Consider the following 19,813-nt stretch of genomic DNA (forward strand, 5'->3'; position numbering starts at 1 on the left):
ACTCGAACTCGAATAACCGAACTCGACTATACCGTGAAGACAGCAATTTCCGAGAAGCATCCAGACGAGGGGTCGCCATAGCCTGGCCGCATGACAACGATCACGAACGTCTCGCTCGTCACCGTGTACGTCACGGACCAGACCGAGTCGAAGCAGTGGTACATCGACAAGCTGGGCTTCGTCGAGGTCGCCGACATCACCATGGGCGACAACGGGTTCCGCTGGGTGACCATCGCGCACCCGCAGCACCCGGAGCTGGAGATCGGCCTGATGATCCCCGGGCCGCCGCTGGACGACAACCTGGCCGCGGCCATCCGTCGCGCACTCGCGAACGGCACGCACGGCGCGCTCGGCCTGCGCACCGAGAACTGCCAGCAGACCTTCGAGGAGCTCACCGCCAAGGGCGTCGAGTTCATTCAGCCGCCCGCCGAACGGCCCTACGGCACCGAGGCGATCATCCGGGACAACTCCGGGAACTGGCTGGTGCTGGTGGAGCAGAAGGAGTACTCCCCGGCGGACTTCACCTGAAACGAAACCCGTCGCCCCGGCCGATCTGCCGGGACGACGGGCGCAGGTCCGTTACGTGGATCAGGCAGTCGCCTGCGCGGCGACCCATTCCTCGATGAACTTGCGCTCGCTGTTGAGCACCCGATGGTGCAGCTGCTCGGCGAGCGGCTCGATGGCGCCGCCGACCAGCGGCACCTTCACCTGCACGGTGCCGACCACCTCGATCTCGGAACCCTCTGCGGTCGAACGCATTTCGTAGGTGCCCGACATCTCGGTGGCGATGCCGCCGGTCTCGCCCTCGAAGGTGCCCTTGGCGACCTCGCCGGTGAGCGCCTGCCAGTTGTCGGTGCGCGAGAGCATGAGCTCGCTCTTGAGCACCTTGCTCACCACGCTGGGAATCTTGTCCTGCGCGGCCTTTTCGGTCATGTGGATGCGGATGGTGCCCTCGCCCTCAGGGTGCGAAAGGTCCAAGGTCGCGGTCTCGGCGTCGGCGAAACGCGCCTGCCAGACTTTCTCGTCGGTAAGTGCCCGGTGAAGATCTTCGACCGGGACGGTGTAAGGCACGGTGAAGCTGAATTTTCGGGACATGCGCGACACGGTAGTCCAGTCGATCGGTAGCCTGTTGCGGTGTTGGAAACCACGCAGTCTGATCGGCGATCGATCCGCCTGCGGCGGGCCAGAATCGGCGTGCTCACGGCTGCCACGGTGATCAGCGTGCTCGTCGTGCTCCTGGTGCTGGCCGCCTGGCGCAACGACTACCTGATCAGCTCGGACAAGGGCGTGGCCAGTGCCGAGGTGCTCTCGGCGGGCCGGCTGCGCTCCGCGGTCATGTACGTGACCCCCGACGGTGAGACACACAATCCAAAGGTCGGCGTGCTGTACCCGACCAACCTGACCGCGGGTGAGCGCATCCGGGTCGAATACAACCGCGCGGACCCCGATCTGGTGCGGGTGGAGGGGCGCGATGTCCGCGTCGCCATCCCACCCGCGTTGTCGGTGATCGTCGTGGTGTGGCTGATCGCCCTGCCGACGCTGTGGCTGCTGATTCGGCTCAGCAGGCGACGGCAAGGCGCGAGCTGAACTACTGAGCCGGGGCGGCCCGAGGAGTTCGCTCGATCTTTAGGTGTCCTTCACGCATGCGTGGCGAGACGGCGCGATCCGGCCGTCAACCTGAGAGAGTGCGTGTAGCGATCGTTGCCGAGTCGTTTCTGCCGAATATGAACGGCGTCGTCAACTCCGTGCTCCGGGTGCTCGAGCACCTGGACCGGCACGGCCACGACGCCCTGATCATCGCGCCGGACACCACGCGCGGGCTGGCCCCCGCCGCGCGCTGGCACGAGCGGTTCCGGGTGCACCGGGTGCCCGCGGTGATGGTGCCGAAGATCAGTTCGCTGCCGGTGGGGCTGCCACAGCCGGGCATCGTCTCGGCCATCGAGGATTTCGACGCCGACGTGGTGCATCTGGCCTCGCCGTTCCTGCTCGGGGCAGGCGGTCTCGCCGCGGCCATGCGGCTGGATCTGCCGACGGTGGCGGTGTACCAGACCGACGTCGCCGGATTCGCCAAGAGTTACGGGCTGGCGCTGGCCAGCCGGGCGGCGTGGGCCTGGACGCGGCGCATCCACGAGGGCGCGACCAGAACGCTGGCACCGTCCCGTGCGGCCGCGGAAGATCTGGCGCAGCACGGCATTCCGCGCGTGCACCGGTGGGGACGAGGCGTGGACATCGCCCGGTTCACCCCGCAGGCCCGGCGCACCGAACTGCGCGACTCCTGGCTCGACGGCGACAAGCTGGTGGTCGGCTTCGTCGGTCGGCTCGCGCCGGAGAAGCACGTCGAGCGGCTAGCGGTGCTGGCCGACGATCCGGACATCCAGTTGGTGATCGTGGGTGACGGGCCGGAGCGCGATCGACTCGCGCGGATGATGCCGACCGCCGTGTTCACCGGCGAGCTCGGCGGCGACACCTTGGCCAAGGCGTATGCGAGCCTGGACGTGATGGTGCACGCGGGCGAGCACGAAACCTTCTGTCAGGGCGTGCAGGAAGCGCTCGCCTCCGGCATCCCGGTGATCGGCCCCGACGCGGGCGGGCCGCGCGATTTGATCGCGCACTGTCGCAACGGTTATCTGCTCCCGGTCGACCGTTTCACCGAACTGTTGCCGAGTGCCGTTGGGGCACTGCATGACCCGGTGCTGCGGGCCCGCTTCGCCGGGGCCGCACGCAAATCGGTGCTGCACCGCACCTGGCCGGCGATCTGCACCGAACTGATGGGGCACTACGCGGACGTGACCGGTACCCGAATGCGGCTACCGCATACGGCATAACACCAGGCCGGCCCGAACGGCCGAGCGCGGTGCGATGTGATCGAACAATCTCCCTACCTCCCTCGGCGCGCCGCGCCGCGAGAGTTAGGGTCAACCGTGGCGAAAACAGAATCGACCAGGGCTTCGTTGGACAAGCGGCCGCATGAGGTCGCGACGATGTTCGACGGGGTCGCGCGACGGTACGACCTGACCAACACCGTGATCTCCGGCGGCCAGGATCGCTACTGGCGCTGGGCGGTGCGCAAGGCACTGGCGCCGCGGCCGGGCGAGCGGATTCTCGATCTCGCGGCGGGCACCGGGGTGTCCACGGTCGATCTCGCGAAATCCGGCGCCTGGTGCCTGGCCGCCGACTTCTCCCAGGGCATGCTCGCCGCAGGCAGGCACCGCAAGGTGCCGATGGTGGCGGCCGACGCGCTGGCGCTGCCGTTCGCCGACGACTCGTTCGACGGGGTGACGATCTCCTACGGGCTGCGCAATATCTCCGATACCGAGGGCGCGCTGCGCGAGATGCTGCGGGTCACCAAGCCGGGCGGCAGGCTGGTCATCGCCGAGTTCTCCACGCCGGTCGTGCCGGGTTTCCGCACCGTGTACATGGAGTACCTGATGAAGGCGCTGCCGAAGGTGGCGCGCGCGGTCAGCAGCAATCCGGACGCCTACGTCTACCTTGCCGAGTCGATCCGCGCCTGGCCGAATCAGCGGCAACTGGCGCTGCGGATCGCGAGCACCGGGTGGTCCTCGGTGAAGTGGCGCAACCTCACCGGCGGGATCGTCGCGCTGCATCGCGCGTACAAACTGGGCTGATCAGCGACCTGCGTCACACCTCACCGGCGATTTTTCCGCCTGTGAGGGGCAATGTCATCTGGCGATAACGCGCGGTAAACCCGCCGCAATCGGCGATGGCCATGATCGGGGCATGGTGGACGCAGGCACGACGCGCGCGGACGGCACCGCGCGGACGGCATGCTCGTACTGTGGCGTGGGTTGTGGCGTCACGGTGCAGACGCGGGCCGGCGCCGACGGGGCACCGGTGATCGCCAAGGTCAGCGGGGACAAGCTGCACCCGGCGAACGCGGGCAGGTTGTGCACCAAGGGCGCCACCCACCTGGAGCTGATGCGCGCGCCCGGCCGGATGGAGACCGCGTTCCGACGGCCCGAACGCGGGCAGGAGCCAGTACCTGCGCCGGTCGACGACGTCGTACGCGAGGCGGCCGATCGGTTGCGGGCAATCCTGGACGAGCACGGGCCCGACGCGATCGCGCTGTACGTCTCCGGGCAGCTGTCGCTCGAGGCGCAATACCTGGCGACCAAGCTGGCCAAGGGTTACCTGCGGACCGTGCACATCGAGGCCAATTCGCGGCTGTGCATGGCGAGTGCGGGTACCGGTTACAAGCAATCGCTCGGCGCGGACGGGCCGCCCGGCTCCTATGACGACTTCGAGCACGCCGACCTGTTCTTCGTGATCGGCGCGAACATGGCCGACTGTCATCCGATCCTGTACTTGCGCATGGTCGATCGGATCAAGGCCGGTGCCAAGCTGATCGTCGTCGACCCGCGCCGCACCGATACCGCGGCGCGCGCCGACCTGTTCCTGCAGATCGCGCCAGGCACCGACCTGGCGCTGCTGAACGGCCTGCTGCATCTGCTTGTCGAAAACGGTGACATAGACCAGGATTTCATCGCCGAGCACACCGAGGGCTGGGCCGGGATGCCCGAGTTCCTCGCGGATTATCCGCCCGCACGGGTCGCCGAGATCACCGGGCTCGCCGAAGCCGATATCCGTACCGCCGCACAGTGGATCGGCGCGGCCGGCGAGTGGATGTCGCTGTGGACGATGGGGCTCAACCAGTCCACCCACGGCACCTGGAACACCAACGCGCTCTGCAATCTGCACCTGGCCACCGGCGCCATCGGGCGCGTCGGCAGCGGGCCGTTCTCGCTGACCGGACAGCCGAATGCCATGGGCGGCCGCGAAATGGGTTACATGGGCCCCGGCCTGCCCGGTCAGCGCAGCGTGCTCTCCCCCGCCGACCGCGCTTTCGTGGAGACCGCATGGGGCCTCGAGGCGGGCACGATTCGCGAAGAGGTGGGTCCGGGCACCATCGAGATGTTCCGCGAGCTGGCGGCGGGCAAGATCAAGGCCGCCTGGATCATCTGCACGAATCCCGTTGCCACGGTGGCCAACCGCAAGACCGTGCTCGACGGGCTGGAGGCGGCCGAACTGGTGATCGCGCAGGACGCCTACGCCGAAACCGCCACCAACGCCTACGCCGACCTGCTGCTGCCCGCCACGCTGTGGGCCGAAGCCGATGCGGTGATGGTGAATTCGGAACGCAACGTCACGCTGCTACAGCGTTCGGTCGATCCGATCGGCGATACCCGCCCGGACTGGCTGCTGATCGCCCAGGTGGCCACCGCGATGGGCTTCCCCGGTTTCGACTTCGCCTCCAGCGCCGAGGTTTTCGCCGAGATCAAGCAGTTCGCCAACCCCGCCACCGGATATGACCTGCGCGGCATGGATTTCGAGCGACTCAGGGAGGGGCCGATGCAGTGGCCGTGTCCCGAAGGCGCAGGCCCGCGCAATCCGATTCGCTATCTCAACGACGGGGTCAGCCAGACGCTGCACGTCGACGCGGCCGGTCATCGGCCGAGGCTGGCGTTCGCCACCCCGAGCAGGCGCGCCGTGTTCTGGCCGCGCCCACACCTGCCACCCGCGGAGCTGCCCGACGACGACTTCCCGTTCGTCCTCAATACCGGTCGGCTACAGCACCAATGGCACACGATGACCAAGACCGGCAAGATCGACAAGCTGAACAAGTTGAACGGGCAGCCGTTCGTCGAGGTGCATCCGGCCGACGCCGAGCGGCTCGGGGTGCGCGCGGGCGACCAGCTCGAAATCGCCTCGCGGCGCGGGCGAGCCGTGCTGCCGGTGCAGATCAGCGACCGGGTCCGGCCCGGTGACTGCTTCGCGCCGTTCCACTGGAACGACGAGCACGGTGAATATCTGACGATCAACGCGGTCACCAACGACGCCGTCGATCCGGCTTCGCTGCAACCGGAGTTCAAGGCGTGCGCCGTCTCGCTGCGCAGAGTTGCGGTGCCGGAGGCCGATCCGCCGCACTCACCCGCGGTGCCAACGCCCGCGATGGCGGCCGCACATCCGCTGGCCGCCATGTTCGGGCTGGACGCCGCCGTCACCCCGATGCTCACCGAGACCGAGCGGATCTACCTCAGCGGGTATCTCGCCGCGCTACAGGCGGTTCCGGTGACCGGGCAACCCGTGCTGCCCGCCGCCGCGCCGATGTCCGCGCAGAGCAGGCTCTGGATCGATGGCGTGCTGGCAGGCATGTACTCCCGCGCCGGGGCACCCGAGGCGGCGAGCGCCCACCCGGTGACCGTGCTGTGGGCCTCGCAGACCGGGACGGCGGAGGAGCTAGCCGCTACGGTGGCCGCACGGCTCACCGAATGTGGCTTCGCGCCACGGCTGCTCGACATGGACTCGTGTGCGGTGGACGCGTTGAGCGGTGACGTGCTGTTGATCAGCAGTACCTTCGGCGACGGCGGGCCACCGGACAACGGCGCCGACTTCTGGAACCAGCTGGACAGCAATGCGATTCGCCTCACCGGCGTGCGCTATGCGGTGTTCGCCCTCGGCGACTCCTCCTACGACGACTTCTGCGGTCACGGCCGCAAACTGGATGAACGGTTCGCCGACTACGGTGCGGTGCGGCTGCTCGACCGCGTCGACAGCGAGCCGGATTTCCTGGAGCCCGCCGAGCGCTGGCTCGATTCGATCGTGGCGCTGCTCGGCGAGGGCTTGGCAAGCGCTGCGCCGGAAGCCGATCCGGGTCCGCCCGCGAAAGGCCCTGCGCCCACTCGGGGCGGCGGCACCATGACCGCGGTGCTCACCCGCGCGACCGCCCCCGCGCCGGGGCGCACCCGCCGAGAGATCGCACCGTTCACGCGGCACGCGCCGGTACCCGCGGCGCTGGTGCGCAACGAGCCGCTCACCCTCAGTGACTCGCCGAAAGAGGTGCGGCAGTTCGGCTTCGATCTGCGCGGGCTGGAAGCCGACTACGAGGTCGGCGACTCGCTCGGCGTCTGGCCGACCAACGACACGGCGCTGGTGGACGAGTGGCTGGCCGGCGCCGGACTCGACGGCCGCCGGATCATCGAGGTCGACGATCGCGAACTAGCGCTGGCCGAGGCGTTGCGCACGCACTACGACATCAGCAAGGTGAGCAACGACCTGCTCACCTTCATCGCCGAACGCAACCCGAACACCCGGCTGGCGAAGCTGCTGCGGCGAGACAACCGGATCGAACTCGACAACTACCTGTGGGACCGGCAGGCCGTGGACGTGCTGCGCGACTTCCCGGTGCGGGCGGATCTGGTCGACTGGCTCGGCATACTGAAAAAGCTGCAGCCGCGCCAGTATTCGATCTCGTCGAGCCCGTTGGTCAGCCCCGACGAGGTGCAGCTGACCGTCGGCGTGGTGCGCTACGGCGATCCCGCCGCCACCGGATCGTCGGCCCGGCGCGGCGGTGTCTGCTCGACCTTCCTCGCCGATCGAGCGGGCACCGGCCCCACCGCCGTGCCGATCTTCCTGCAGCGCGCACCGCACTTCCGGCCGCCCGCCGACCCGACCGCACCGATGATCATGGTCGGGCCCGGCACCGGCATCGCGCCGTTCCGCGGCTTCCTGCAGGAGCGCCGGGCGCTCGGCTGCACCGGCCGCAACTGGCTGTTCTTCGGCGAACAGCACGCCGCGCGCAACTTCTACTACCGGACCGAGCTGGAAGACATGTTCCGTTCCGGCTTCCTCACCCGCCTCGACCTGGCTTTCTCCCGCGACCAGCGGGAGCGGATCTACGTGCAGCACCGCATGATCGAGCACGGCGCCGAGCTGTGGTCCTGGCTGTGCGACGGCGCCCACCTCTACGTCTGCGGCGACGCGACCAGGATGGCGAAGGACGTGGACGAGGCGCTGCTGCGCATCGCCCGCGTCCACGGCAACCTCGACGAAGCGGGCGCCCTCGCCTTCCGCAAGCAACTGGTCGCCCAGAAACGCTACGTCCGCGACGTCTACTGAACGACGCACCGGATCTGGCTACACCGCAGGAGGATTGAGGCGGGTGAAGTCGGCGAGGCGGTAGTACGGGTAGTAGGGGTAGGGCGGGGTGGTGGCGCTGGCCTTGTCGAGGCGGGCGATTTGGTCGGGGGTGAGTTCCCAGCCGATGGCGCCGAGGTTCTGGCGTAGCTGGTCCTCGTTGCGGGCGCCGACGATGACGGTGGCGACGGTGGGGCGGCGCAGCAGCCAGTTGAGGGCGATCTGCGGGACGGTCTTACCGGTCTCGGCGGCGAGCTCGTCGAGGACGTCGACCACGTCGTAGAGCTTGTCGTCGTCGACCGGCGGGCCAGCGGCGGCGGTCTGGTGCAACCGGCTGCCTGCCGGAAGGGGTTGGCCGCGCCGGATTTTGCCGGTCAGCCTGCCCCAGCCGAGCGGGCTCCAGACCACCGCGCCGACACCCTGGTCCTGGCCGAGCGGCATGAGCTCCCATTCGTAGTCGCGGCCGACCAGCGAGTAGTACACCTGGTGCGCGACATAGCGGGTGAGGCCGTGCTTGTCCGCCGCGGCAAGGGATTTCATCAGCTGCCAGCCGGCGAAGTTGGAGGCGCCGAGGTAGCGGATCTTGCCCGCGCGCACCAGATCATCCAGTGCGGCAACAACTTCCTCGACGGGAGTGCCCGCGTCGAAGGCGTGCAGCTGGAACAGGTCGATGTAGTCGGTACCCAGCCTGCGCAGCGAGGCTTCCACCGCGCCGACCAGCCGGGCGCGACCGGAACCGGCCTGCGACGGGCCCGGGCCGGTGGGCAGCGAGGCCTTGGTGGAGATGAGCAGCTGATCGCGCCTGCCCTTGATGGCTGCGCCGAGCACTTCCTCCGAGGCGCCGTCGGAGTAGACATCGGCGGTGTCGAACATGGTGACGCCCGCCTCCAGGCTGATGTCGACCAACCGCCGCGCCTGCTCGGCATCGGTATCGCCCCAGGCGCTGAACAGTTCGCCACGTCCACCGAAGGTGCCCGCGCCGAAGCTCAGAGCCGGAACGTGCAGACCTGATGCACCAAGCCGCCGGTACTCCATTGTGACTCCTAAAGGGTCTATAGTTCCGTTAACACGTCGAACGGTACACCCGATCGGCGATAAATGAAACTGGAGACCCATTATGACTGGAGACGAGGCGGTTCCCGGCTCGATCCGCCCCGGTGGACGTACCGCTCGGGTCCGCGAATCCGTGTTGCACGTCGCGGGCGACCTACTCGCCGAGCGCGGTTTCGCGCACCTGGACCTCGCCGAGGTCGCGGCCGCCGCCGAGGTCGGCAAGACCACCGTCTACCGCCGCTGGCGCAACCCCACCGGTCTGGTCACCGACCTGCTGGCCGACATGGCCGAGCAGTCGCTGCCGCACGCCGACACCGGATCGCTGCTCGGCGACCTCACCGCCAATGCCCGTCTGGTCGCCAAAACCTTGACCGATCCCCGGCAGGGCAGGCTCTTCCAGGCCGTGATCGCCGCGGCCACCTGTGATGAGGCCGCCGCTGCTGCCCTGCGCCGCTTCTACGACGTCCGGCTCGCCGAATGGTCACCCTGCATCGAACGGGCCGTCGAACGCGGCGAGGCGCCCGCAGGCACCGATCCCCGCGCCGTGCTCTCGGCGGTGTCCGCCCCGCTGTACTACCGCCTGCTCGCCAGCGGCGACCCGATCGATGATCACGCCGCGACGTCCGCCGCCCGCGCCGCGGTAAACGCGGTCAGCGCAGGCATATTCGTCATCGGCGAACAGTGAGCCGCGCTCGCGCTACCCGGCCCAGGCGGCGCTGCGACCGGTGAGCGCGAGCACCCGGTCGAGCGCGGAAGCCTCGGCGGGGACCGGGAGCACCGGGCCGAAGAGACCCGGGGTGCCCTCGGGCGGGGTCTCGCGCAGCATGTCGAGCAGGATGGCGAGATCGGCGGCGGTCGCACCGAACGGCTGACCGGTGGCCTGCGCCAGATCCCAGCCGTGCACGACCAGCTCGTCGAGCGCGATCATGGCCATCACCAGCGCCTGCTCGCTGACCCCGCCCGCCTCGGTCACGCCGTCCCAGGCACCCGGCTCGCGCCACGCGGCGACCAACGCCTTCAGTTGTGCGGGAATGCGCGTGCGCCAATCGCCGGCCAGTGCGCGCTCCTCCCCCACGGTGGGTGCCACCGAACCACCGACCGCCTCCTTCGTCGCGGCCTGGCGGAACGCCTCGGTCAGGTCGACGACGTGGGCGAGCAGATCGCGCACGGTGGTATCCGCGCACGGCGTCTCGTCGGCGAGCTGCGCATCGGTGATGCGGACGACTACGGCCTCGAGTGCGGTCGCGGCCGGTTCGAAATCGAATTCCGGGTTCATGGGTTCTCCTGGGCAGGTGCGGACGGCTCCTCCTGTGCAGACGGTGCGGCGCAGCGGGATTCATCGGTGCCCGCCGGCCGGAGGGTCGGCGGCCCGCCCGAGCACTCGCCGCGCCGAGTGTCGCCGGCCGAATTCGCCCGGCTGCCGCGCCCGTCCGACCCCGTCCGCCCGCCTGCGCCGCGACCAAGTCGTGACCGCGAAAAGCGCTGGAAAAGCGGACAATTGGTAGATGAAGGGTGATCGAGTGGAGATCGTCGTCGACTTCGGCGACGGGTCTCGCAGTTATGAAGTGGCCGCCACCCGCGCGGGGCGCCGAGTCGAGGTACGCATCGCACGCGGTGTGGTGGAAGTCAGCGAGGTGACGCGGACCGGGACACCGGTGCGGACCGCACGATTCATGGCGGGGCGCACGCTGGCCCTGGTCGAATATCCGGCCAACGGCACCGGGGCGCTCGACGGCGAGTAACCGGACGCCGCGGGGTTGCTCGGTGACCGGACCTGGCGCATGCTCGACAGTGCTGGACTGTTGTCCGCCTTGATTGTGGCGCGCCACAACTGGGTACGCCCCGACCGAGACCCACTGCGGAGAGGAGCGCACGATGACCGATCGCAGCACGTCCACCGAGATGAATGCCGTTCCGGAGGCCGACCTGGCCGAACAGTCCATGCCCGCCTACCCGGACGACGCAGGCTACGCCGATGACGGACTCGATCAGGACGGCGTCATCGACCAGGAGATTGCCGAGAGCGTCGCCCGCGATACGTGGGACGCCGATCCGGCCGACGTGTTCGAACAGTCGATTCCGGTCCCCCTCGACGACGAGCCGGATCCGGTCTGACCGCAGTGGCCCGAGCGGTTCGGCTCAGGGGCCGATCTTGGCGCGCACCGTCGCGTGCAGTTCGCGCAGGCTGGACCGCTCGGTAGCCACCTCGAGCACCCGGGTGCCGTGTGCGTTGCCCGCCAGTTCGACGGCCAGTTGCTCAGGATCGACCTGCCGGTGCGGGATGCGATAGGCCGCACACAGCGCGGCGAGGTCCATCCCGTGCGGGGTGCCGAAGACGCGCTCGAAGACGCCCGCGTACTGCGGGTCGCCCTGCTCGAGCAGTTCGAAGATGCCGCCGCCGTCGTCGTTGGCCACCACGATGGTCAGATCGGCGGGGCGTGGCTCGCCGGGGCCGATCAGCAGGCCGGCGGCGTCGTGCAGGAAGGTCAGGTCGCCGATCAGCGCCACGGTGCGGCCCTCGTGCCGCAGCGCCGCACCGACGGCGGTGGACACGGTGCCGTCGATGCCCGCGACACCGCGGTTGGACAGCACCCGGATGCCCGGGCGCGGGTGCGACACCAGCGCGGCGTCGCGCACCGGATTGGAGGCGCCGAGCAGCAGCTGGTCGCCGTCGCGCAGCGCGTTCATCACCACGGCGGCCACATGCAGGCCGGTCGGCTTGGGATGCCGATCGAGTTCCTCGCGCACCACCTGATTGGCCTTCGCGTCGAGTTCGCGGCAGTAGGCCAGCCACTCCGGGCGCGGTGCGCCGGTGGTGACCGCCCTGGTGCCGGTGCCGAGCACATTGCCGGAGACATCGGGCCAGCGCGGGCCGGTGGTGAGCGCGTATACCCGAACCGCCGGGTCGGCAAGGACTTTGGAGACCTGACGATGCAGCGTCGGCCGTCCGGTGATGATGGCTTGGCGCGGCTTCAGCAGCGGCAGCGCGAGCGGATGCAGGGCGGGGCCGTGCATCGGGGCGGTGGGTTCCGCGACCGTCGGCAGGTCGGCGAGTTCCGGCCGCAGTCCGGCGCCGTGCCCGGAGATGACGACGGTGTCGGGGGTGAGATCGAGATCGAGCGGCACATCGAGCGTGGCGTACTGGGTTTTGGTCCACGCCTGGTCGTCCGCGCGGCCGCCCGGCGCCGTCTCCCCCGGTGCCAGGTTGGGCACCAGCGGTTCCCGCAGCGGGATGTCGAAGTGCACCGGGCCCGCATTGCCGGAGCGGGTACCACGCGCCGCCGCGAGCACCCGGCAGACGGCCGAGCGCCACTGGCTGTTCTGGTGGCCGTACGCCACACAGTCGGCCGTCTCGGCCTCCTCCTCGGCGAGGCCGAGGCTGATGGTGGCGCGGACCTGGCTACCGAACAGCCCGAGCTGCTCCACGGTCTGATTGGCGCCGGAACCGAGCATCTCGTAGGGCCGGTTGGCGCTGAGCACCACCAGCGGAATGCGCGCGTAATTGGCCTCCAGCACGGCCGGGCCGAGATTGGCCACCGCGGTCCCCGAGGTCATCACGACGGGCACCGGCAGGCGGCTGGCCACCGACAATCCGATGGCGAGGAACCCGGCCGTCCGCTCGTCGATGCGCATGTGCAGCCGCAACCGGCCGGCGGCGTCGGCGGCCTGCAGTGCGAAGGCCAGCGGCGCGTTGCGCGAGCCGGGACACAGGACGACGTCGCGCACACCCCCACGCGCGAGTTCGTCCACCACGACCTGCGCTTGTGCTGTAGACGGGTTCACCTCTCCAGCCTCTCAGACAGTGGCCGTCCCGTCTTCGTCGCCCTGCTCACACCCGGCGGGGGCGTGGCACTCCTATGAACGGCAGAACGCGCCGCACATCGGAAAGTACGGCCGCGGGCGGCCGGTCGATGTGCGACGCGTTCGTCGTGCACGGTCTTGATTCAGTTGGCGTGCTTCTGAATCAGGTCGCCGACGCGCGGCAGCGCCTCGATGACGTTCTTCTTCGCCGACGAACGCATCGACGAGTAGACCTTCTTCAGCGCGGGCCGGGTGGAGGCTTCGGCGCGGGCGTCGGTGACCGAGAGCAAGGCCTCGGCAACCTCGTCGGACTTGGCGACCAGCAGATCGCCGAACGTGCCGGACCCCGTAGCGGTGTATTCCTGCCAGAACGGGTCCAGCTGCGCAACGAGTTTGGGCGCCAACGACTCCAGGGCGTCGGGCACGATCGACGGGCTGATCTTCTTGACCGCCGCGTAGCCACCCTTCACAGCCAGGCCGGACGCACCACCCTTGTCCGAGACCTCGGCATCAAGAACCTCGACGGCATCGGCAAGAAAAGCCGGGCGCTTGGCGTCGTCGAGCAGGGATTCAGACAGTGCTGCAACCACTTTCAGGTCCTCCGGAATAGGTTTCGATGAACGAGCAGGCGCAACTATACGCATCCCCGCGCAACTGGTCGCGGCACTCACCCGCTAACGCGGTTCGTCCCAAACGTGGCCTGCGCCACCGCAAATACAGACCGGACGGTCGCTCACGGCTGCCAGGGCAGCAGCTGGACCATCAATCCCTCGCAGTCGGCGAGCACATTGCCCTGCTCATCGAGCAATTCCGCGGTGATGAAGGTCTTGCGGCCCTCGATCCGATCGACCCGCCCGCGCACGGTCAGCGGCGTCTCCAGCGGGGTGATCTTGCGGTAATTGACATGGAGATACGCGGTGCGACTGATGGGTCGTCCGGCGTAGTGCACGATCATGCCGAGCAGATCGTCGAACAGCAGTGGCAGCACGCCGCCGTGCGCCGCGCCGTTGCCGCCGAGGTGGAAACGGCGGAATTCACCGGTCATCCGGATGCCGTCCGGGCCTGCCTCGGCCACCCGCCACGGCAGCAACAGCAGACTGCCGCGGCCGGGCAGTTCGACGGCGCGGCCCGCCGGTCCCTGCAATTCGGGTGCGCGGTAGGGATCAAGCAGCGCGATCAGCTGTTCGGCTTGGGCGAGCGCGTCACCGAAGACCTCGTCGGGTGCGTCAACGGAGACCGCGAGATCCTGCAGGGTGCGCATCGCCTCGACGAACGGGGCGAAGTTGCGCCCGATCTTCGCGCGGGACACCTTCGGAAATCCCCCGTGTTTCTCATACCGGGACTCGTCCACCGCACTGCGGTCGATAACCGGTTTCACACGCTCGTGCCCTCCCGCCACCCGGCCGCCGCCCCTCATCGAATCGCTTCGCGATGCACTATCCATACCTGCACGGTAACCGCTTGTTTTACACCGTCAAGTCGGGACACTTCGGACACCGGACAAGCCGCCTGTGCGCCGAGGGCAATAATCACAGGGGTGACGTTCACTCCGAAGTTGTGGCGACCCGTCCCCGGGTTCGAGAATCTGACCGACATCACCTACCACCGGCACATCGAACAGGGCACAGTCCGTGTCGCGTTCAACCGACCGGAGGTGCGCAACGCGTTTCGCCCGCATACGGTCGACGAGCTCTATCGAGCACTGGACCACGCGCGGATGACACCGGACGTCGGCGCGGTACTGCTCACCGGCAACGGCCCCAGCGAGAAGGACGGCGGCTGGGCCTTCTGCTCCGGCGGCGACCAGCGCATCCGCGGCCGCAACGGTTACCAGTACGCCAGCGGCGACACCGCGGACACCGTCGACCAGGCGCGCGCGGGCCGGTTGCACATCCTCGAGGTGCAGCGGCTGATCCGGTTCATGCCGAAGGTGGTCATCGCGCTGGTGAACGGCTGGGCCGCGGGCGGCGGGCACAGCCTGCACGTGGTCTGCGACCTCACGCTGGCCAGCCGCGAGCACGCCCGCTTCAAGCAGACCGACGCCGACGTCGGCAGCTTCGACGGCGGTTACGGCAGCGCCTATCTCGCGAAAATGGTGGGCCAGAAGTTCGCCCGCGAGATCTTCTTCCTCGGCCGGCCGTACACCGCCGAGGAGATGCACCAGATGGGCGCGGTGAACAAGGTGGTCGACCACGCCGAGCTGGAAAATGTTGCGCTGGAATGGACCGCGGACATCAACGGCAAGTCACCGCAGGCGCAGCGCATGCTCAAGTACGCGTTCAACCTGCTCGACGACGGACTGGTCGGCCAGCAATTGTTCGCCGGTGAGGCGACGCGCATGGCCTACATGACCGACGAGGCCGTCGAGGGCCGCGACGCGTTCCTGGAGAAGCGCAAGCCCGACTGGACCCCCTACCCCTGGTACTTCTGACATGGACATTCTCAGCAGCCGCATCATTCTGCGGCCAGCCGATTACCAGCGGACCCTCGACTTCTACCGCGACGGGCTCGGGCTGGCCATCGCGCGCGAGTATCCGGGCGGCACGGTGTTCTTCGCCGGGCAGTCGCTGATCGAGGTGGCCGCGCACGGCGGATCCGGCGAGTCGTCGGCCTTCCACGGTGCGATCTGGCTGCAGGTGCGTGACGCCGCGGACGCGGCCGCGGAACTCGCGGTGAAAGGCATCCCCCTCGACCGGGCGCCCGTGCAGGAACCGTGGGGGCTGATCGAAATGTGGGTGCGCGACCCCGATGGCGTGCCGATCGTGCTCGTCGAGGTCCCGCCGTCGCATCCGATCCGGCGGGATCCGCGCTGGTCGGCGGACTGACATTTCATTCGTACGCGCACTCGGCCGCCGGACCGAGTTGCCAAGGCGCGCCACGGCGAGGACGATAGCGCTCGAAAGGCCCCCGACCGCCGATGTCCGGCCCGGCCACCATGCGTAACCGTCCGACGAGTGAATCGCAGTCTCGATGCCTGGCGTACCTGAGCCCCATTTCCTGGGGGCGGCCGCACATGTCTCGCGCCGCCCCCGCAAACCGACCACCCGTTCCGCGTTCAGCGACGCGGCCATGACACGATCGCTGACGTGAGCGAGCGCAGTGGGGTTGTGAGTAAGCCCAACGGGTGTCTTGGCGCTGGCGAGGTGGAGTCGTGAGCGAGCGCAGCGAGCGAACCATCGGCACAGCGCCTTCGCGGACGACGGAGCCGAGCGCCAGCGAGGTGGCGTCGTGAGTCGCACGCTTCGCACTTTGCCGATGCCCACCGGCTCCGGTGCGGGCGAGGTGCTTCCGCATCTGCGCGAAGCGTTGGAGGGCAATGGCCCCGCCTGGCTGCCGATCCCGACCAGCGACCGCCGCGAGGCCAGGCGGCTCAGTGACGCGCTCGCGCCCGGCGAGACGATCGATGACGAGGTCGCGCTCGTGGTGACCACCTCCGGCACCACCGGGGTGCCCAAGGGCGCGATGCTCAGCGCGGCCGCGCTGCGGGCCAGTGGCACCGCCACGCACGACCGTCTCGGTGGTCCGGGCAGCTGGCTGCTCGCCTTGCCGACGCACCACATCGCGGGCATTCAGGTGCTGCTGCGCAGCATCCTGGCCGGCACCCAGCCCACCATTCTCGATGTGTCGGGCGGCTTCCTGCCCGAGGCGCTGGCCGGTGCCGTGTCGAGCATGCGCGGCGACCGCCGCTACACCGCGCTGGTGCCGACCCAGCTGATCAAGGCGCTGGACGCACCCGTCGCCGCGGCGGCGCTCGCCGAATTGGACGGTGTCCTCGTCGGCGGCGCGGCCACGCCGCCGCCGGTGTACGAGCGCGCGAAAGCGGCCGGTATCAACGTCGTTCGCACCTACGGCATGAGTGAGACCTGCGGTGGCTGCGTCTACGACGGCATCCCGCTCGACGGCACGCAGGTCCGCATCGAGGACGGCCGGGTGCTGCTCGGTGGGGCGATGATCGCCTCCGGCTACCGCGGCCAACCGGGGCATCCCGCCTTCGCCGAGCCCGGCTGGTTCCGCACCGAGGACGCGGGCGTCTTCGACGACGGCAGGCTGCGCATCACCGGTCGGCTGGACGAGGCGATCATGACCGGCGGTCTCCTGGTGATCCCGCAGGTCGTCGAGGCCGTGCTGATGAACCATCCGGCGATCCGCGAGTGCGTGGTGCTCGGCCTGCCGGACGAGCGCCTCGGCCAGCGGGTGGCGGTCGTGGTGGTCCCCGCGCCCGCAGCGGTGCCGACCCTCGAGGAACTGCGCGAATTCGTGGTGGCCGAACTCGATTCCATCGCGGCTCCCCGCGAACTCACCCTGGTGGACGAGATCCCGATGCGCGGCCCTGGCAAGCCCGACCGCACCATGCTCCGGGAGAACCTGCTCGCCGACTCGGCGCGCTGACCCGGCCGACTCAGTCCGCGAACGGGTCGCGGACGGAGATGGCCGGGTACTTCCGAAAGTTTCTGTCCCGGCTGTAGATCGTCGATACGCCGTGCTCGAGCATGAGTGCGACGATCACCGCGTCCGGCACGTCATTGCCGCGTCCGCCACCGATCTGGCGGTAGCAGCGCCAGAAGTTCTCGCCCTCAGCGACCACCCGGATCGACGGCGACGCCAGCACCGCCTCGACTGCCTGCTGTGCCGTCGCGATCGGTAGTGGCGACGCGCAGATCGCCGGGTGGGTGACGATGCGCAGATAGCTCTGCAAGACGGGCCAGAACAGGGTGGTCAATTCCGGCCCGCGCAGGAGATCTCGCACGAGCGCGGCGGCCTGCCGGTGCACCGGCGAACCGGCATCCGAGGCATAGATCAGGACATTGGTGTCGACGGTGCGCGACATCAAGCATCCACGTCCAGCGCCGCGTACAGCGCGTGCTTGTCCTCGATATCGACCCGCAGGCCCAGAGTCGTACTCGGCCAAGCGATATCGGCGGCGACTACCTGCTCGTCCTCCGCGAGCGCACGAGCGAGCAGTTCGGAAACCAATTGCCCCAAGGTCTTTCCCTCCCGTTTGGCCCGACGCCGCAGCTGCTCCAAGACGACCGCGTCGATGTCTATTGTCGTCCGCATGCATCTGATGCTACGCGGAATCGCATCTGATGCAAGGGGTGTGTCACTGCCATGCAAGGGTCATGCAAGAGAGGGGCTGCACAGTCATCCTCATGACTTCTTTCACACCCACTTCAGCGCTCGCCGTCGAGGCGGACGAGCTGGTCAAGGTGTTCGGGGACCACCGCGCCGTCGACGGGGTGAGCCTGGCGGTGCCGCAGGGCTCGGTGTACGGCGTGCTCGGGCCGAACGGCGCGGGCAAGACCACGACCATCAAGATGCTGGCCACGTTGCTCCGCCTCGACGGCGGCAGCGCTCGCATCTTCGGCCACGATGTGGTCGCCGAACCGACGGCCGTGCGATCCCTCGTCGGCGTCACCGGGCAGTACGCCTCGGTCGACGAGGACCTGTCGGCCACCGAAAACCTGATCCTGTTCTCCCGCCTGCTCGGCCTCGGCCGGACCGATGCTCGCCGCAAGACGGTCGAGCTGCTCGAGGAGTTCGACCTGGTGGAGGCGGCGGCCAAGCCGCTGAAGAACTTCTCCGGCGGCATGCGGCGCAGACTCGATCTCGCCGCCAGCCTGATCGCGACGCCGCCGCTACTGTTCCTCGACGAGCCGACCACCGGACTCGACCCGCGCACCCGCGCCCAGATGTGGGAGACCATCCGCAGACTGGTCCGCGGGGGCACCACGGTGCTGCTGACCACCCAATACCTCGACGAGGCCGACCAATTGGCCGACCGCATCGCGGTGATCGACCACGGCAGGGTGATCGCCGACGGCACCGCCGACGAACTCAAGGCCTCGGTCGGCGGTTCCTCGCTGCACCTGACCCTGGTCGACCGCGGTCACCTCGAGACGGCTCGCCGCGTCGTCAGCGAGTTCCTCGGCGTGGACGCCGTGGTCACCCCCGAGGCCGGCCGGCTCACCGCACCGCTGCGCGACGCCGGGGTGACCGCCGATCTGCTGATTCGCCTGCGCGAGCGGGAGATCGGCGTCGACGAGATCACCGTCAGCAAGCCGAGCCTCGACGAGGTCTTCCTCACCATCACCGGCCACCCGGCCGCCGACAACGATTCCGAACGGAGCGCGGCATGACCACCATCACCGCACCCACCACGACACGCCGCGCGGCGCCGGTCAACATTCCAGCGGTCAGCAATCGTCTCCCGTTGCGCCGCACTGTCGAAACCTCGTTCACGATGGCCTACCGCGGCCTGCTGAAGATCAAGCACAACCCGGAGCAGCTGTTCGACGTGACGGTGCAGCCGATCCTGTTCACCGCGTTGTTCGCCTACATCTTCGGTGGCGCGATCGGCGGCAGCGTGCACGACTATCTGCCGACCCTCATCCCGGGCATCCTGGTGCAGACGGTGATCCTGACCTCGGTCGTCACCGGCACCCAGTTGCGTGAGGACATGGACAAGGGCGTCTTCGATCGGTTCAAATCCTTGCCGATCGCCCGTATTTCGGCATTGGCCGGTGCGCTCATCGCCGACATGGTGCGCTACACCATCGCGACGGTGCTCACCATCGTCGTCGGGCTGTGCCTCGGCTACCGGCCCGGCGGCGGTTTCGCCGGCGTTTTCGCCGCCGCGCTGGTGATCATCGCGTGCTCGTTCGCGGTCAGCTGGATCTGGGCGCTGGTGGGTGTCACCGGCAAGAGTGCCTCCAGCGTGCAAGGCATTTCGATGATCATCATGTTCCCGCTGACGTTCATGTCCGGCGCGCTGGCACCGGTGCAGACGATGCCGGGGTGGCTACAAGGCGTGAACCACGTGAATCCCGTGTACTACATGGTGAACGCGTGCCAGGACCTGATGAACGGCAACGTCTACGGCGCCAATCTGGCCTATTCGCTGATCGGCGCGGTGGTGGTGATCGCCATTTTCGCCCCGCTCGCCGTGAAGGCGTACATGCGCCGGGCGTGACAGCCGAAAACCGAAGGGACACAACGCCGGGCGACACGGTCGCCCGGCGTTGTGTGG

Annotated in this window: 21 protein-coding genes; 13 read left to right on the forward strand and 8 right to left on the reverse strand. The window is 68.7% G+C overall.

The features are described from left to right. Positions 1 to 90: 90 nt before the first annotated feature. Positions 91 to 528, forward strand: coding sequence for a VOC family protein (locus DMB37_RS17265; protein ID WP_135233595.1), 438 nt, complete (start codon positions 91 to 93; stop codon positions 526 to 528). A gap of 60 nt (positions 529 to 588) precedes the next feature. Here DMB37_RS17265 and DMB37_RS17270 read toward each other — a convergent pair whose 3' ends face one another. After that, on the reverse strand, positions 589 to 1,095 hold the full coding sequence (locus tag DMB37_RS17270; RefSeq protein WP_107659510.1) for a DUF2505 domain-containing protein: 507 nt from the start codon (positions 1,093 to 1,095) through the stop codon (positions 589 to 591). A gap of 39 nt (positions 1,096 to 1,134) precedes the next feature. Between DMB37_RS17270 and DMB37_RS17275 the strand changes: the two genes are divergently transcribed. The 4 genes from DMB37_RS17275 (at position 1,135) to DMB37_RS17290 (ending at position 7,914) form a co-directional block, all read left to right on the forward strand. Then, positions 1,135 to 1,587, forward strand: coding sequence for a DUF3592 domain-containing protein (locus DMB37_RS17275; RefSeq protein ID WP_135233596.1), 453 nt, complete (start codon positions 1,135 to 1,137; stop codon positions 1,585 to 1,587). A gap of 98 nt (positions 1,588 to 1,685) precedes the next feature. Next, positions 1,686 to 2,825: a glycosyltransferase family 1 protein gene (locus DMB37_RS17280; RefSeq protein WP_135233597.1), complete on the forward strand. Its 1,140-nt coding sequence runs from the start codon at positions 1,686 to 1,688 to the stop codon at positions 2,823 to 2,825. 96 nt (positions 2,826 to 2,921) lie between these two features. Next, positions 2,922 to 3,626, forward strand: a complete 705-nt coding sequence (locus DMB37_RS17285) for a demethylmenaquinone methyltransferase (protein WP_135233598.1) — start codon at positions 2,922 to 2,924, stop codon at positions 3,624 to 3,626. Between the two features lie 112 nt (positions 3,627 to 3,738). Then, on the forward strand, positions 3,739 to 7,914 hold the full coding sequence (locus DMB37_RS17290) for a bifunctional nitrate reductase/sulfite reductase flavoprotein subunit alpha (protein WP_135233599.1): 4,176 nt from the start codon (positions 3,739 to 3,741) through the stop codon (positions 7,912 to 7,914). Positions 7,915 to 7,932: 18 nt separating this feature from the next. Here the strand turns inward: DMB37_RS17290 and DMB37_RS17295 are convergent, their stop codons facing one another. After that, entirely contained in the window at positions 7,933 to 8,967 is a 1,035-nt protein-coding gene (locus DMB37_RS17295) for an aldo/keto reductase (protein WP_135233600.1), read from the reverse strand. Between the two features lie 82 nt (positions 8,968 to 9,049). Here DMB37_RS17295 and DMB37_RS17300 point away from each other — a divergent pair, with 82 nt between their 5' ends. After that, the gene (locus DMB37_RS17300; RefSeq protein ID WP_135233601.1) at positions 9,050 to 9,670 is read left to right on the forward strand and encodes a TetR-like C-terminal domain-containing protein; all 621 of its coding nucleotides are present in this window, start codon (positions 9,050 to 9,052) and stop codon (positions 9,668 to 9,670) included. A gap of 12 nt (positions 9,671 to 9,682) precedes the next feature. Here the strand turns inward: DMB37_RS17300 and DMB37_RS17305 are convergent, their stop codons facing one another. Continuing rightward, positions 9,683 to 10,261, reverse strand: coding sequence for a TIGR03086 family metal-binding protein (locus DMB37_RS17305; RefSeq protein ID WP_135233602.1), 579 nt, complete (start codon positions 10,259 to 10,261; stop codon positions 9,683 to 9,685). Positions 10,262 to 10,490: 229 nt separating this feature from the next. Here DMB37_RS17305 and DMB37_RS17310 point away from each other — a divergent pair, with 229 nt between their 5' ends. Both DMB37_RS17310 and DMB37_RS17315 read left to right on the forward strand, forming a co-directional pair. Next, the gene (locus DMB37_RS17310) at positions 10,491 to 10,727 is read left to right on the forward strand and encodes a hypothetical protein (protein WP_107659518.1); all 237 of its coding nucleotides are present in this window, start codon (positions 10,491 to 10,493) and stop codon (positions 10,725 to 10,727) included. Positions 10,728 to 10,860: 133 nt separating this feature from the next. Beyond that, positions 10,861 to 11,100 (forward strand): hypothetical protein, encoded by a 240-nt coding sequence (locus tag DMB37_RS17315; RefSeq protein WP_135233603.1) that lies wholly within the window; start codon positions 10,861 to 10,863, stop codon positions 11,098 to 11,100. Positions 11,101 to 11,124: 24 nt separating this feature from the next. Here DMB37_RS17315 and menD read toward each other — a convergent pair whose 3' ends face one another. From menD to DMB37_RS17330, 3 genes are all read right to left on the reverse strand, one after another. Further along, entirely contained in the window at positions 11,125 to 12,768 is a 1,644-nt protein-coding gene (gene menD, locus DMB37_RS17320) for a 2-succinyl-5-enolpyruvyl-6-hydroxy-3-cyclohexene-1-carboxylic-acid synthase (RefSeq protein ID WP_135233604.1), read from the reverse strand. 161 nt (positions 12,769 to 12,929) lie between these two features. After that, a complete protein-coding gene (locus DMB37_RS17325) occupies positions 12,930 to 13,376 on the reverse strand; it encodes a hypothetical protein (RefSeq protein WP_107659520.1) in 447 nt (148 codons plus the stop codon). Positions 13,377 to 13,519: 143 nt separating this feature from the next. Next, the gene (locus tag DMB37_RS17330) at positions 13,520 to 14,203 is read right to left on the reverse strand and encodes a PaaI family thioesterase (protein WP_370465412.1); all 684 of its coding nucleotides are present in this window, start codon (positions 14,201 to 14,203) and stop codon (positions 13,520 to 13,522) included. A gap of 120 nt (positions 14,204 to 14,323) precedes the next feature. On the opposite strand from DMB37_RS17330, the gene DMB37_RS17335 reads away from it, so the two are divergent. The 3 genes from DMB37_RS17335 (at position 14,324) to menE (ending at position 17,175) form a co-directional block, all read left to right on the forward strand. Next, positions 14,324 to 15,217 (forward strand): 1,4-dihydroxy-2-naphthoyl-CoA synthase, encoded by an 894-nt coding sequence (locus DMB37_RS17335; RefSeq protein WP_107659522.1) that lies wholly within the window; start codon positions 14,324 to 14,326, stop codon positions 15,215 to 15,217. Position 15,218: 1 nt separating this feature from the next. Beyond that, complete coding sequence (locus DMB37_RS17340; protein WP_135233606.1) at positions 15,219 to 15,611, forward strand: VOC family protein; 393 nt, start codon at positions 15,219 to 15,221, stop codon at positions 15,609 to 15,611. Positions 15,612 to 16,041: 430 nt separating this feature from the next. Further along, the gene (gene menE, locus DMB37_RS17345; protein ID WP_135237628.1) at positions 16,042 to 17,175 is read left to right on the forward strand and encodes an o-succinylbenzoate--CoA ligase; all 1,134 of its coding nucleotides are present in this window, start codon (positions 16,042 to 16,044) and stop codon (positions 17,173 to 17,175) included. Between the two features lie 10 nt (positions 17,176 to 17,185). On the opposite strand, the gene DMB37_RS17350 is transcribed toward menE, so the two are convergent. Beyond that, positions 17,186 to 17,614 (reverse strand): TA system VapC family ribonuclease toxin, encoded by a 429-nt coding sequence (locus DMB37_RS17350; RefSeq protein ID WP_135233607.1) that lies wholly within the window; start codon positions 17,612 to 17,614, stop codon positions 17,186 to 17,188. After that, on the reverse strand, positions 17,614 to 17,844 hold the full coding sequence (locus tag DMB37_RS17355; RefSeq protein WP_135233608.1) for an antitoxin: 231 nt from the start codon (positions 17,842 to 17,844) through the stop codon (positions 17,614 to 17,616). Before DMB37_RS17355 ends, DMB37_RS17350 begins: the two co-directional genes overlap by 1 nt. Positions 17,845 to 17,936: 92 nt before the next feature. On the opposite strand from DMB37_RS17355, the gene DMB37_RS17360 reads away from it, so the two are divergent. Both DMB37_RS17360 and DMB37_RS17365 read left to right on the forward strand, forming a co-directional pair. After that, positions 17,937 to 18,923 (forward strand): ATP-binding cassette domain-containing protein, encoded by a 987-nt coding sequence (locus DMB37_RS17360; protein ID WP_135233609.1) that lies wholly within the window; start codon positions 17,937 to 17,939, stop codon positions 18,921 to 18,923. Then, on the forward strand, positions 18,920 to 19,756 hold the full coding sequence (locus tag DMB37_RS17365; protein WP_135233610.1) for an ABC transporter permease: 837 nt from the start codon (positions 18,920 to 18,922) through the stop codon (positions 19,754 to 19,756). The genes DMB37_RS17360 and DMB37_RS17365 overlap by 4 nt, the downstream gene beginning before the upstream one ends. Positions 19,757 to 19,813 lie beyond the last annotated feature (57 nt).

Source organism: Nocardia sp. CS682 (genome assembly GCF_004634405.1).
GTDB classification, from domain to species: domain Bacteria; phylum Actinomycetota; class Actinomycetes; order Mycobacteriales; family Mycobacteriaceae; genus Nocardia; species Nocardia ninae.